We start from the raw sequence: 13,699 nt of genomic DNA, 5'->3' as shown, positions 1-13,699 counted from the left end.
TTAAAATGCAATGAATTCAAAATGACCCTCGCCATGGTTCCGGTGAAGGTTGGTGTAATAGGTATAGGGAACATGGGGTGGCACCATGCAAGAGTTTTGAGTCTATTAAAAGATGCAGAATTAGTTGGGGTAGCAGATCTTGATTCAGAACGCGGTCATCTAGCACAAGATCAATTCAACTGCCATTGGCATGCAAATTACGAAGATCTTCTTCCCAATGTTGAAGCAGTTTGCATTGCTGTGCCAACTTTGTTCCATCATAAAGTTGGAATCAACTGTTTAAAAGCAGGCAAGCATGTCTTAATAGAAAAGCCAATAGCTGCAAGTCAAAAAGAAGCCTCTGATCTCATAGAAGCATCAAATAATGCAAGTAGGTTGCTTCAAGTAGGTCATATAGAAAGATTCAATCCAGCATTTAAAGAGCTTACTAAAGTAGTTACTGATGAGGAAGTCCTTGTTTTAGAAGCAAGGCGACATAGTCCCCATCCTGAACGAGCAAATGATGTTTCGGTAGTCTTAGATCTTATGATCCATGATCTGGATCTAGTTCTTGAATTAGCAAATGCTCCTGTTGTAAAGCTTGCTGCTGTAGGAGGCTGCAGCTTAAATGATCCTATTGACTACGTGAATGCAACTCTCGGATTTAGCAATGGTGTAATAGCAAGTCTTACTGCAAGCAAAATGAGTCACAGAAAAATTAGAACCCTCAGTGCTCACTGCAAGAAAAGTTTAGTAGAAACAGATTTTTTAAATCATACGCTTCATATACACCGAAAAGCTCATGAATGGTATTCAGCTGATCATGGAGAATTGCTTTATCGCACAGATGGCTTTGTAGAAGAAGTCAGCACAACATCTATAGAACCACTTTATGCTGAACTCGAGCATTTTCTTCAATGCGTTAGAGGCTTAGAAGTACCTGCTGTAGATGGATTACAAGCATCCCGAGCCTTACTACTTGCTGATTTAATTGAGAAAGCTTTGGAGAGTCCTGCTCAAAGTATCTCTATTGATGAGCCAATATAAAACTACTCGCTCGTACCTGAATAACAAAAATCATTAATCGTAACTAGAAAATCTCCCTAACAGGTTACAAACCAATTAGGGAGATTTCTAATATCAAGCTAATGAGAATGAACTAAAAAACTTTAGCGAAACCCAACAGCAGCCTGCCAAACGAAGACAAGCAAAAAGAAAAGAAGTGGAATCAACGGAAGCACATCTACCGTTGGTGCATAAATTTGATAAGCCTCAGGCAACTGAGCAAGCAAATCGAGGGTAAGCGGTGCCATCCCTAAAGAATCCTTTGACGTTTGCAAATGACGTTACCACGTGTGATGCGCAATAGAGTCTTTCTGCCACGGAGCGAAATCTTCTGAAAAACATCCATCTTTAATCGCAAGGGTCATAGCACGTGAAAAACGCATTAAATGACTGAGATTGTGCAAGCTCAAGAGTGTTAGACCAAGCAATTCATCATTACGAATCAAATGGTGAATGTATGCTCTGCTATAGCCAGTGCAAGCTTCACACAGACATGTTTCATCTAAAGGATGGTAATCATTCCTAAAACGAGCATTTCGCAAATTCCAACGCTCATCTCGTACCAAAGCAGTTCCATGCCGACCTAATCTAGTGGGAAGAACGCAATCAAAAAGATCAATACCATTTGCAACCGCAATTGCCATTTCCCTAATTGTTCCAATTCCCATTAAATATCTTGGAACTTCTTTAGGTAAAAGTGGTCCTAAGTAACGAACAATCTTATGAATTTCTGAAGCAGGTTCCCCAACACTTACCCCTCCAATTGCTATTCCAGGCAAGCCAAAGCTTTCAATATCTTTAACACTTTGTTCTCTCAAATGAAGAAAACAGCCCCCTTGAACAATTCCAAAAAGCGCCTGATCTTTTTTGGTATGAGCTCGAACGGACCTCTCTAACCAAAGGTTTGTTCGTTTACAAGCAGCCTCTACATCAGCTTCAGATGCTGGGTATGGCGGGCACTGATCAAAAGCCATTGCTATATCTGCACCAAGGTCCATTTGGATTTGCATTGCTTTTTCAGGAGATAATTCAATATCTCTTCCATCACGCGGATTTTTAAATGCAACACCCTCATCATCTATTTTGTTAAGCCTGCCCAAACTAAATACTTGATACCCACCCGAATCAGTAAGTATTGGTCCTTCCCAACTCATAAAGTCATGTAAACCGCCTGCCTCTTTAATAACTGACTCACCAGGTTGAATATGAAGGTGATATGTATTCGCAAGTATCATTTGAGCATTAACTTCTTTTAATTGATTAATTGATACTCCTTTAACTGTAGCCAGAGTCCCCACAGGCATAAATCGAGGGGTATCTACTACACCATGGGGAGTAGAGAAAGTGCCTACTCTCGCCAAGGTTTTAGGGCATTGAGATTTGATCTGAAAATCAAACATATATAGCTCTATAAAAGAAAACTTAAAAGCAATTAGAGCACTAAGCCTTCATCCAACCTACGTTGTTAATTAGCTAATCATCAAAGGTTTTAATTCTGAATTCACCTAATTGGTTAAAAGAACTTTCTGGGGCCTGGACCTTTTATACTGTGTTGCCTCAATGGCCAGTAATAAAACCACGGTTTCAAAGGATTGCTCGTTTCGCCCCTTGCATAGGCTTGGGAATAGGAGTTTTACAAGCATTATTAATAGCAAGTCTCAGTTTTTCAAAGTGGCCTGATCTGTCACTCCCCTTCATCTCAATAGCTTTTGGGCTATGGGTTACAGGTGGGATTCATTTAGATGGCTTAATGGATACAGCCGATGGGATTTCCGCAGGCCAGCAAAGATGTTATGAAGCAATGAAAGATAGTAGAGTTGGTGCAAGTGCGATCATTGCATTATCTATTAATATCTTCCTACAAATAGCTGCTCTAATTAAACTAAAATCACTTTGTATAGTTGCAATTCCACTAGCATATTTCTGGGGAAGATATTCTCAAATAATAGCTATTGGAAATTACCCTTCAATTCAAAAAAGTGTCTCTTCTAAATTCCATAAAAACAAGTGGAAAGGTACTTTAAAGGAATCAATTCCTTCAATAGTTTGTATTTTGATTATGTTATCTGCAATACATAATCTAAATATAATTAACTCGTTTAAATTACATCTAATAATAGGAACTTTTACAGGTCTAGCACCTGCCATTGCAATACCAAGGTTCTTAGCTAATAAACTTGGTGGTCACTCTGGAGATTCATATGGAGCTTGCGTCGTCCTGGTCGAAACTTTGACCCTATTGATGCTTGCAATCATTTTGCCGGCAAACTAATTAAAAATGCATTACCTTCTTTAGGGAGAGCATCATCAAATTCAGAAGGGGAAACACTTAAGGTTAAATCTCCACCAAATTGCCGCGCAAGCTTCCTACCCAAACTTAAGCCTAAGCCTGAACCTTTGAAACCTTTGCTTTTTTGACTTCTAAAACCAGTATTAAATATTTCCTCTCTTTCATCTATAGGTATAGGGATTCCAGCATCCCAAACAGAAATTCCTTGTTCATTAATACAAATGCCAATTTCCGACGATTTCGAAGCATACCTAAATGCATTTTCTAAAAGATTGGCAACTATTTCAGCAATCACACCTTCAGAAGCAGGTCGTGTTTTTTGGATCCAGGAAGGTAATTTCTCTGGTCCCTGCCATTTCCTGCCTTGCAACTTCGCAGTCGCTTTAGCACGGTCAATCAATGGATCTAATAATTGCATAAGATCTAAAGGCTCTTCAGTCTGGATTAAAGGTGGTAAAAGTAATCTTGCTGGAGCAGCAGGCTGAGGGGCCAGCTTAGGCCGGGAGATTTCATCCAATGCTAATAAATACTTATCTACCTGTTGCTGCTCACTGAGCAATCCCTCTACTAGACTTCGCTGTTTGCTATCGGGGCCCAATTTACGCAAAAGGAGTTGAGCATAAGTCCTCAAAGCAGCCAGAGGGTTTCTCAATTGATGAACCAAAACACCAATTTGATCTTTTTGCTCACTTAATTCATTTAGAAGTTTTTCGCGATCAAGCTCCAAGCTCAAATAATTTCCCAGGATAGAAGCACTTATCTGCAATCTTTGATCCAGAGAATCAGGCCATTGTCTATCTGTAGGAAATCTTTCAGCCCGAAGCACACCTAATAAATCCGATCCTTCCTGTAAGGGATACCACCGCCTATTAGATGAAGGAACTCGCAAATCTGGATCATTTTCAATCGGAGCTAATTTTTTTTGGATCTGTTTTGGCCTTTGTCCAACAACTTCCAAAGTAGGTGCATCTTGCTGATTGGCTTGAGCAACATAAGCTACAACAGTCTCAAGCTCCGCGTCTGATTCGAAACCACTCAACTGCTCATCAACAAGACTGAGAAACCTATCTGAAAATTTCATCATTATTTTTCAATCTTAAAATACACAGCGCCAAAAGAAAGTGCTTGAAAAATCAGAAAAAAGTATTAAGATATCTAAGGGCCATTTTAGTTGCTTTGTAAAAGCATACTTAGAAGGTCTTATCACAACAGTCACACAAACACTTGCTAACAAGGCTATATCAGAGGTTGATGGGTCCCCTGAGTAAAGTCTGGCTAATTTGATTTGAGTTTTTTTCAACTGAGTTTTGAAAAAGCTTTTATTAAAAAATCCGCCAATTAAATTTGCCAAATTTTTAATTTAGCTGGCGAATTTTTAATTGGTTTTTAGCTGTTCAATCTTAATTCATTTTCTTACTTCCTCAAAGGTTTTCTCATGTCAAAAAAGCGCAAGAGGATTAGTCGCAGACGATTGGCTGGGCAAAGAGTTATGGCTCATGTTCCAACTTTTCATCTGGAAACTGGGGAATACAAACCAGTAACAGCCGCTAGACGCTACATAGCAGAAACCACTATCAATGCACCTGCAGTGGTTAATGTCCGTAGGAACGAGCACACTACAGATAGATTCTTTTGGGGTGAAAAAGGATTATTTAGTGCTCAATATGCCGAAGAAAACCATTTTCTTTTTCCTTCTTTAAGAACAATTGTTGAAGCAGTAGGAGAACATAATATGTTTGAAGGCTTAGAACTTACTGCAGATGATTGGGAAGAAATTGAAGAGTATGAATATGCTTTTGTTTAGGCAAGTATTTCTTTCTCTATAGAATTCTCAAAGCATTTTTCTATAAAAAGCTGAATCCTGAGATTTATTTCTTGTGGGATTTCATGAACTCCATCAAAAATTTCAAGTTCAATTTTACTGTTTTTTCTCTCTAATAATTCAAAAAGATTTTTTGATGCATTGATAGGCACAACAGGATCTTGAATTCCATGTGTTATTAAAACTGGAGGTAAGTTTGAAGGCGGCATAAAATCAGGATGAGGATATGCACTACAAGCAATTAATCCAGCCAAAGGAAGTTTTGCACCTGTTGCAATAGCCATAGCCCCTCCTTGAGAAAATCCCATTAAAATAGTTTTTCTTAAACTGATTTGAGTTGAATCTAGCTTTTTAAGTCGAATATAAAGTTCGCTAATAGCTTTTCCGGCTTCATTCCAATCTGGAGGGAAAAGACCATACCATTGTCTTCCAACACCTTCAGGGTGTGGGTCTGGAGCACGAAGAGCAATTAATTCAATACTTGTTTGAAGAGATTCAACCAAACTTTGACCTAAAGGAAGTAAATCTTCAGCATCAGCTCCCCATCCATGCAGCAAGACCAATCGATGGCTAGCTGTTTTAGAAGGAAAACAAAAGAGTTCCTCTTCCATCAATCAAATTGCATCATGATGCGTAAGTTAACTCTTGAGATGCCTTTATTTTTTTCTTATGCCACCAATTGCATTATTAAGCGTTTCAAACAAGCAAGGATTAATTCCATTAGCTAAAAAGCTAAGCAATGATCATGGCTTCACAATTATTTCCAGTGGCGGGACTGCCAAGGCACTTGAGAAAGAGTTTATTCCTGTTGTTCGAATATCCGATTACACAGGTGCTCAAGAGATCCTAGGAGGAAGAGTTAAAACGCTTCACCCAAAAGTTCATGGGGGAATACTCGCAAAAAGAAATGATGAATCTCATCAAAGTGATCTTCTAAAGCATGGGATCAATAATATTGATTTAGTCATTGTGAATCTATACCCATTTAAAGAAACCATTGCCAATCCTTCTGTGTCCTGGGAAGAAGCCATTGAAAACATTGATATTGGTGGGCCAACAATGGTTAGGGCGGCTGCAAAAAATCATGATTCTGTAATAGTCCTTACTAGTCCAAACCAATATGAGCCCTTCCTAAAAGTATTGAGCGAAGGAGAAGTCTCCTTAGATATGCGAAAAGAACTTGCCCTAGAAGCTTATGAACATACAGCAAGTTATGACATTGCTATTAGTAGATGGATGAGAAAACAATCTTCAAAGGAAGCATCAGAATGGCTCGAAGCAATCCCTCTCAAACAAACCTTAAGATATGGAGAGAACCCTCATCAAAAAGCATCATGGTATAGCTCAAGCAATCTGGGATGGGGAGGCGCAAAACAATTACAAGGCAAAGAACTTAGTACAAATAATCTTTTAGATTTAGAAGCTGCTATCTCAACAATAAGAGAGTTTGAATATGGGCAAGCTATTAATAATCCCTCATTTAAAAATGCTTCTGTAGTTATTAAACATACCAACCCATGCGGTGTTGCGATAGGTGATTCTATATCTATAGCATTAAAAAAAAGTCTTGACGCAGACCCAATCAGTGCCTTTGGTGGAATAATTGCACTTAATAGTTCCGTAAACTTAGAAGCAGCAAATCAAATACAAAATCTTTTCCTAGAATGTGTGGTCGCTCCAGACTTCGACGATGAAGCAAAATCAGTCCTTTCAAAGAAAAAAAACCTAAGAGTTATTCAACTCAATAAAAGCTTTATAAATCAAGCTCAAAGAGTAAGTATTCGAAGCATTCTTGGGGGCCTAATCATTCAAGAAAGTGACGATATTTCAATAAATAGTAACGACTGGAAGGTCGTAACAAACACACAACCAAACTCTATGCAAAAGGAAGATTTAGAATTTGCTTGGAAAGTAGTAAGACATGTCAGATCCAATGCAATAGCTATTGCTTGTTCAGGTCAAACTATTGGTATAGGTGCTGGACAAATGAACAGAGTTGGTGCTGCAAAGATAGCTCTAGCAGCAGCTGGAGACAAAGCAAATCAAGCAGTATTGGCCAGTGATGGCTTTTTCCCTTTTGATGACACAGTTCGAATAGCAGCTACACATGGTATTGCTGCTATTATTCAACCTGGAGGAAGCATTAGAGATGATTCATCTATAAAAGCTTGTAATGAATTAAACATCTCAATGATATTTACTGGTCAAAGACATTTCTTACATTAGAAATTGAAATTTCCCTGAAAAAGTTATTAATTCAAAACTAGTTTTTATTTCCTTTAGGATAATAAGTTACTTTATTCTTCTTTTTAAAAATAGCCAATCTGCCTGGTCCGGCAAACAAAAAGTACAATGATATCCCAGCATAAATTGCAGACAACTCAAAAGCATAATTATGGGCTTCTACTACAGCAAAGGGAAATCCTTCTAAACCTGTATCAACAAGGTGAAAATAAACCGCAAACAGCATTGTATTCAGCAGGCCTAGTGCACAAAGTCTTGACAAGACACCCAAGGCTAGGCCTATTGGACACAAAATCTGAGTTACTCCTGCTGCAAAAGTCCATATAATGGGATCGCCAGGAAGAAAAGCAAAATATTTACCCACTACAAATTCCGCGAAGCCCTGAGGGTCTTGTAATTTCTCAAGGCCATGATGAATCATAAATAAACTGAAGACCACTCTAAGAAGAAATATTGCTAGCTCTCCTAAAATATTTACGTCCCCTTCGGTAGGACTTGCAACAACAACTTCAACCTTCTGAGGCTGGTTAGATGAAGAAGAACCCGCTGATTGAGAATTACTACCTGAGTCAATCATCATCTTTATGCATTAGACCTACATATTAGTTGTTGATCAGGTATTGCGTTAGAAATTTGTTTTGATGAGATGAGATAAGAAAGTTAAATCAAATAAATCACAACTCTATAAATTGTCTGATTGCATATCAAAAAGCAATAAGTCTTATAAAATTATTCTTTCTCACTGAGATTGATAAGTTTTTGAATCACATGCTCAACAATTCTGTCTGGAGTAGAAGCTCCTGAAGTGATTCCAACATTAATGTTTCCAGCTGGCAAGAAATTAGATTCCACTTTCAAATCATCTCCTAAGGGCTTATGAGTAATTGTATTATCCTCTTCTCCAATTCTTTCAGGCGTATCTATGTGAAACGAGCGTATCCCCTTAGAAAGTGAAATTTCCTGAAGATGAGTGGTATTAGAAGAGTTAAAACCACCGATAACCACTAATAAATCAAGCTTTTCATCAACTAAGGAGAACATTGCATCTTGTCTTTCTTCTGTAGCATCGCAAATAGTGTTGAAAGCTAGAAAATGCTCATTCAATTCTGCAGGTCCATATTTACTCAACATAGTTTTTTCAAAAAGTCTTCCGATTTCTTCCGTTTCACTCTTAAGCATGGTTGTCTGATTAGCAACCCCCAATCGATGAAGATCTCTATCTGGATCAAAGTCTTTAGAAGAAGCCTTGGAAAACTTTCTTAAAAAATCATCTCGATTCCCATTACCTAAAATGTATTCAGAAACATATTGCGCTTCTTCAAGATCCAAAACGACAAGGTATGTTCCTGCAAAAGAACTAGTTGCCAAGGTCTCTTCATGCTTAACCTTTCCGTGGATAATAGATGTGAATTCATGCTTTTTATGTTTCTCTACTGTGTGCCAAACTTTTGAAACCCATGGACATGTTGTGTCAATGATATGACAACCACGCTCATGAAGAAGTTTCATCTCCTGAACTGTTGCTCCAAAAGCAGGCAAAATAACAACATCTCCTTCCTTTACTGAAGAAAAGTCCTTCACACCTTTCTCAGCAGAGATAAAACGAACATTCATATTTCTTAGATGGTCATTCACAGAAGGATTATGAATAATTTCATTAGTTATCCAAATACTTTCATATGGATAATGCCGTCGTGTTTCATAGGCCATTGCAACAGCACGCTCAACTCCCCAACAAAAACCAAATGCTTCAGCAAGTTTGACTGTTAATCGTCCATGTTCCAATAAATATCCATTATCACGAATTGAGCCAATCAAATTACTTTGATAAGCTTTTTCTAAAGCCTGAGCCCTTTTTGCTGGAGACTCAAAGCCTCTTCGGTTATAACGATCAGAATGGTGCAGCGATCGCTTAAAAGCCTGGGTATCCATTAACTATTTTGCTGCATTATTCATACGACTCTATTAGGAAGAAGAAAAAAGCACAAAAAAACCTGGCATAAAGCCAGGTTTTTGTAAGAAAACGATCTAATTAGAAGAAGCAAAGTCTGGATATGCCTCCATTCCATGCTCACCAATATCAAGACCTAAAGTCTCTTCTTCTTCGCTCACACGAATGCCACCAAATAATTGGCCAATAATTGACCAGGCAACAAAACAAGTGACTATTGTCCAAATTGCATAAGCAGCTGCTCCAATTACCTGAACAAGCAAGATTGAGAAACCTCCTCCATTGAGCAAGCCAATTCCTGCTGCTCCTGGATCCATTCCATCAACTCCCCATAAACCAATTACAACTGTTCCCCAAATTCCACATACACCGTGAACTGAGAAAGCGCCTACAGGGTCATCAATACCTAATGAATCCAATGCTGAAACTGCAAATACAACTATTACCCCACCTACAAATCCTGCAAGCCAAGATCCTGAAAGAGTCATGTTTCCACAACCAGCTGTAATACTTACAAGACCTGCAAGAATTCCATTAATGATCATAGTCAAATCAGGCTTACCAGAAGTCAAGGTAGAAATGACTGTGGCTGCAATAGCGCCTCCAGCAGCTGCCAGAGTTGTTGTTACAGCAACATAAGCAACATACTGATCCATAGCTAACTCTGATCCAGGATTGAAGCCATACCAACCTATCCAAAGGATTAGAGCACCTAGTGTTGCAAGCGCCATGTTATGACCTGGCATTGCTTGAGCTTTACCATCTACAAACTTTCCAATTCTTGGTCCTAAAAGCATTGCTCCTACAAGACCAGCCCATCCTCCTACTGAATGAACAATTGAAGAGCCTGCGAAATCAATGAAACCTAATTCACTAAGCCAACCTCCATTCCACTGCCAGCTTCCTGAAATTGGATAGATGAACGCAGTTAATATCAATGAAAAAACTACAAATTCGCCGAACTTAACTCTTTCAGCAACAAGTCCAGAAACAATAGTTGCTGCTGTACCTGCAAATGCAGCTTGAAAAAGAAAGTCAACAGCTGGAACAAGACAACCAGTTCCTCCTTCAGCTGCACATGCAAGCGCTCCTGAAGGATCGGGATCAAAGAATAATCCCTTAAAATAAAGCCATCCGCCAGCTATTGAATCTCCATACATTAATGAATAGCCAATAAACCAATAAGCAGTTACAGCAAGCGCAAATACAAAAAGATTTTTAGCAAGAATGTTTACAGCATTCTTAGAACGACACATCCCAGCTTCAACCATTGCGAAGCCAGCATTCATAAATATGACGAGTATGGTGGCAATAAATAGCCAAAGGTTATCTGCCAAGAAAGTCGCAGCTTGAGCTCCTGTCAGATCAGAAAGACCTACTTCAGCACGAGCAGCGAAGCCAAAAACACCTAAGCCCATAAGAGCCAAAGGGACAGTAGCCAACCAAGTCAGAGTCTGATTTGATCTAAAGCCGCGAATGCTATTAAGGAGAAGCATTGGTCCATCAAGAAGACTTGCTTCCTGTAGACGAGCAATGCGACGCCCTGATGGCGATTGCAAAGCAGTTGTCATAAAAAAATTAAAATTCTGCAAGATGAGCTGATTTTCAAGAAAACAGCTATTACGCATATAAATATGGGCAATTTAGATTCACCCTCTGGTAATCGTTAATACATAATGGAAAATTGATTGCCGTTCTAATAAAAATCAATGAATAAAAATAGCTTAAAGAAAATTAGTAAGACAAAAAAGCCTGATCAGCCAAGACAGTCTCAAAGATCAAATCCAATGATCATACTGGGAACTTTGCTTGCACTGATTTCTATCGGATTGCTTGCATTCGTTATTCGAACAAAAATCATCTGAAAAAATTCATAAAGAATTACTCGTTTGTTACAAAAGGCTTAACTCCTTCCCAAGTTATATGGTCTTGATAGAAGTTAAAGGCACATGGAAAAACCTCTACGCCCTTAGACAAGGCAAGTCTAAAAAGATCCCCATACGATGGATCTGCAGAATCACCAGGAGCAAATATATCTACATCATTTCTGCTGATACATGGAACAAGAACCGCCCTTGAAGAAGGCAATTCCCTCATCATTTCTTTCAAATGTTTTTGCCCTCTTTTTGTAACCGAGTCAGGGAAAAGGGCTTTATTTTCTTTAGTCCAAGTTGTATTTTTAACTTCCAAAAAGATCTTGCGTGTATCTAAATTTTTGGAATTTGGAATTAAGAGCAGGTCAATTCGACTTTTTCTTTCCATACCATATACAACTTCATTTTTAATTTCCTTGATATCTCCCAACTGTTTATTTAAAAAGCCTGATTCAATAGCAAGTCTTACAAGTGTATTTGGCAATGAAGTGTTAACACCAACCCAGCAATAACCTTTTTCACTGGGAACCTGAGCTTGTTCCCAAGACCAAGACAACTTTCTAGTGGGAGAAGGTGCATATCTCAATCTGACTCGACCACCTGGATACAAAACTCCTTTCATTGGTCCTGTATTAGCGCAATGCGCAGTAACGATTTCACCTGTATCTAATTGCACATCAGCTAAAAAACGTTTATATCTTTTTTGCAAAACTCCTTCTACAAGAGTGGGAAAAGTTTTAATAGTCTTGCCAAGCATGAAAAGAAAATCTCTTTTCAATATATTCAAAGAAGCTATATAAGAAATATTCAATAATTTATGAAATTTTCAAGACCTAAGAGATGAAAAGGTCTCTCAAAAGCATTTCTGCTCTAATTAGCCTTGGCACTCTCCTAAGCAAGGCCGGAGGGATGGTAAGGCAAATTGTAATTGCTGGCGTCTTTGGTATTAGCTCAGCATATGACGCATATAATTATGCATATATTTTGCCTGGATTTTTTCTAGTCCTTATAGGAGGAATTAATGGTCCTTTGCATAATGCAATAGTTAGTGTTTTAAGTAGAAAAAGTCCAAAAGAAGGAAGATATATCCTTAGCTCAATAAATACTTCCATTTCTTTCGTCCTAATTATTTGCACTATAGTTTTAGTCTTAGGAGCAGATCAAATTATAAGTATTGTAGGGCCAGGGCTAGATATAAAGACTCATGCTATTGCGGTAGAACAATTAAAAATAATGTCACCTATAACACTATTAGCTGGACTAATTGGGATAGGTTTTGGGGCACTAAATGCTAGGGATAAGTTTCTAATACCTTCTATATCTCCAATAATTTCAAGTTTAGTATTAATAATTGCAGTTAGTGCTTTTGGGCAATATCAGAATAAAGATATTCAGTCAATTGATTTTGCCTTAAAAGGTGGAATTGTTTTAGCAATAGCTAGTTTAATTGGAGCAATAATCCAATGGATAATTCAAATTCCATTCTTAAGACGAGAAGGCCTATTACAGTTTAAATTAGTATTTGATTGGAAAAGTTCTGGGGTAAAAGAAGTTTGGAAAATAATTGTACCTGCAACTCTTTCATCTGGAATGCTGCAAATAAATGTTATAACAGATCTCTTCTTTGCTTCGAGCATAGTTGGTGCAGCCTCTGGTCTGAGTTATGCGAATTTCCTAATACAAGCACCATTAGGATTAATTTCCAATGCTTTATTATTACCATTATTGCCAACATTCTCAAAGCTTAAAGACAAGGAAGAACAAATTGATCTAATAAAACGTGTCAGACAAGGTTTTATATTTTCATCTGCAAGTATGATTTGTCTAGGAGCAATTTTCATAGCTCTCAGTGTATCAATTACTAAAATAATATTTGGGAGAGGTGTATTTGATGGTAACGCAATTAATCTTGTTTCAGGTCTTCTAATCTGCTATGGGATAGGCATGCCTGCTTACCTAATAAGAGATTTATTAGTCCGTATCTTTTATTCACTTGGAGACGGTCATACGCCATTCAAAATATCAGTCATTGGAATTGGTTTAAACATCTTTTTAGATTGGTTTTTCATTGGGGCACCTTTACCTTGGACAAATGAGCTTACTATAAACTTTGGTGCAAAAGGGTTGATTCTAGCCACTGTAGGTGTAAATATTTTTACTTGCCTCGTACTTTTATTAAAGCTCAAGTTAAAGATCAAGAATCTCTTATTAAAGAAATTAGCTATTGACTTTTTAAAACTCTTATTTTGCGGTTTAATCTCAGGTTTAATTGCATCAAATATAAACCTAATATCTTTAAATGAAAGCAATCAAGTTGTTGAAATTTTTAAATTCTGTTCAGCACTTTTAATAAGTACATTGTCATTCTGCATTTTTTCTAATCTGTTAGGTATTAAAGAGGTGAAAGAGATAGTAAAAATATTAAGGTTAAAAATTAAACTGAATTAAACCTAAGATGCATTATCTGATATGTT

General features: G+C 37.7%; 14 protein-coding genes. 6 read left to right on the top strand and 8 right to left on the bottom strand.

Annotated elements, in window-relative coordinates; all coding sequences use genetic code 11:
• Positions 1 to 21 precede the first annotated feature (21 nt).
• Positions 22 to 1,026 (top strand): Gfo/Idh/MocA family protein, encoded by a 1,005-nt coding sequence (locus tag EV07_RS01405; protein ID WP_036916552.1) that lies wholly within the window; start codon positions 22 to 24, stop codon positions 1,024 to 1,026.
• A gap of 122 nt (positions 1,027 to 1,148) precedes the next feature.
• On the opposite strand, the gene EV07_RS01400 is transcribed toward EV07_RS01405, so the two are convergent.
• Both EV07_RS01400 and tgt read right to left on the bottom strand, forming a co-directional pair.
• Positions 1,149 to 1,292 (bottom strand): photosystem II reaction center protein K, encoded by a 144-nt coding sequence (locus EV07_RS01400; protein WP_036916551.1) that lies wholly within the window; start codon positions 1,290 to 1,292, stop codon positions 1,149 to 1,151.
• Positions 1,293 to 1,325: 33 nt separating this feature from the next.
• On the bottom strand, positions 1,326 to 2,444 hold the full coding sequence (gene tgt, locus EV07_RS01395; RefSeq protein WP_036916550.1) for a tRNA guanosine(34) transglycosylase Tgt: 1,119 nt from the start codon (positions 2,442 to 2,444) through the stop codon (positions 1,326 to 1,328).
• A 92-nt stretch (positions 2,445 to 2,536) separates the two neighbouring features.
• On the opposite strand from tgt, the gene EV07_RS01390 reads away from it, so the two are divergent.
• The gene (locus EV07_RS01390; RefSeq protein ID WP_342626377.1) at positions 2,537 to 3,316 is read left to right on the top strand and encodes an adenosylcobinamide-GDP ribazoletransferase; all 780 of its coding nucleotides are present in this window, start codon (positions 2,537 to 2,539) and stop codon (positions 3,314 to 3,316) included.
• Here EV07_RS01390 and EV07_RS01385 read toward each other — a convergent pair.
• Positions 3,297 to 4,418 carry a sensor histidine kinase gene (locus EV07_RS01385; RefSeq protein ID WP_342626375.1) on the bottom strand — a complete coding sequence of 374 codons (1,122 nt, stop codon included), beginning with the start codon at positions 4,416 to 4,418 and terminating at the stop codon, positions 3,297 to 3,299. The genes EV07_RS01390 and EV07_RS01385 overlap by 20 nt on opposite strands.
• A 37-nt stretch (positions 4,419 to 4,455) precedes the next feature.
• Here EV07_RS01385 and EV07_RS10015 point away from each other — a divergent pair, with 37 nt between their 5' ends.
• Complete coding sequence (locus EV07_RS10015; RefSeq protein ID WP_193742681.1) at positions 4,456 to 4,602, top strand: hypothetical protein; 147 nt, start codon at positions 4,456 to 4,458, stop codon at positions 4,600 to 4,602.
• A gap of 167 nt (positions 4,603 to 4,769) precedes the next feature.
• Positions 4,770 to 5,138, top strand: a complete 369-nt coding sequence (locus tag EV07_RS01375) for a DUF3155 domain-containing protein (protein ID WP_036916547.1) — start codon at positions 4,770 to 4,772, stop codon at positions 5,136 to 5,138.
• On the opposite strand, the gene EV07_RS01370 is transcribed toward EV07_RS01375, so the two are convergent.
• Positions 5,135 to 5,767 (bottom strand): alpha/beta hydrolase, encoded by a 633-nt coding sequence (locus EV07_RS01370; RefSeq protein WP_036916546.1) that lies wholly within the window; start codon positions 5,765 to 5,767, stop codon positions 5,135 to 5,137. The two genes, EV07_RS01375 and EV07_RS01370, sit on opposite strands and share 4 nt — an antisense overlap.
• Before the next feature lie 58 nt (positions 5,768 to 5,825).
• Between EV07_RS01370 and purH the strand changes: the two genes are divergently transcribed.
• A complete protein-coding gene (gene purH / locus EV07_RS01365; RefSeq protein ID WP_036916545.1) occupies positions 5,826 to 7,382 on the top strand; it encodes a bifunctional phosphoribosylaminoimidazolecarboxamide formyltransferase/IMP cyclohydrolase in 1,557 nt (518 codons plus the stop codon).
• 37 nt (positions 7,383 to 7,419) lie between these two features.
• Here purH and EV07_RS01360 read toward each other — a convergent pair whose 3' ends face one another.
• The 4 genes from EV07_RS01360 to sfsA form a co-directional block, all read right to left on the bottom strand.
• A complete protein-coding gene (locus tag EV07_RS01360; protein ID WP_036916544.1) occupies positions 7,420 to 7,977 on the bottom strand; it encodes a DoxX family protein in 558 nt (185 codons plus the stop codon).
• 152 nt (positions 7,978 to 8,129) lie between these two features.
• Positions 8,130 to 9,332, bottom strand: a complete 1,203-nt coding sequence (locus tag EV07_RS01355; protein ID WP_036916543.1) for a 4-hydroxy-3-methylbut-2-enyl diphosphate reductase — start codon at positions 9,330 to 9,332, stop codon at positions 8,130 to 8,132.
• Positions 9,333 to 9,428: 96 nt separating this feature from the next.
• Positions 9,429 to 10,922 (bottom strand): ammonium transporter, encoded by a 1,494-nt coding sequence (locus EV07_RS01350; protein ID WP_036916542.1) that lies wholly within the window; start codon positions 10,920 to 10,922, stop codon positions 9,429 to 9,431.
• Positions 10,923 to 11,232: 310 nt separating this feature from the next.
• Positions 11,233 to 11,982, bottom strand: a complete 750-nt coding sequence (gene sfsA / locus EV07_RS01345; protein ID WP_036916767.1) for a DNA/RNA nuclease SfsA — start codon at positions 11,980 to 11,982, stop codon at positions 11,233 to 11,235.
• 83 nt (positions 11,983 to 12,065) lie between these two features.
• On the opposite strand from sfsA, the gene murJ reads away from it, so the two are divergent.
• A complete protein-coding gene (gene murJ, locus EV07_RS01340; protein ID WP_036916541.1) occupies positions 12,066 to 13,673 on the top strand; it encodes a murein biosynthesis integral membrane protein MurJ in 1,608 nt (535 codons plus the stop codon).
• The last annotated feature ends 26 nt before the right edge of the window (positions 13,674 to 13,699 follow it).

This window comes from Prochlorococcus sp. MIT 0603 (genome assembly GCF_000760215.1).
Classification (GTDB): Bacteria; Cyanobacteriota; Cyanobacteriia; order PCC-6307; family Cyanobiaceae; genus Prochlorococcus_E.
Note: the sequence above shows the minus strand (reverse complement) of the source record. Positions and strands in the feature narration are given on the sequence as shown.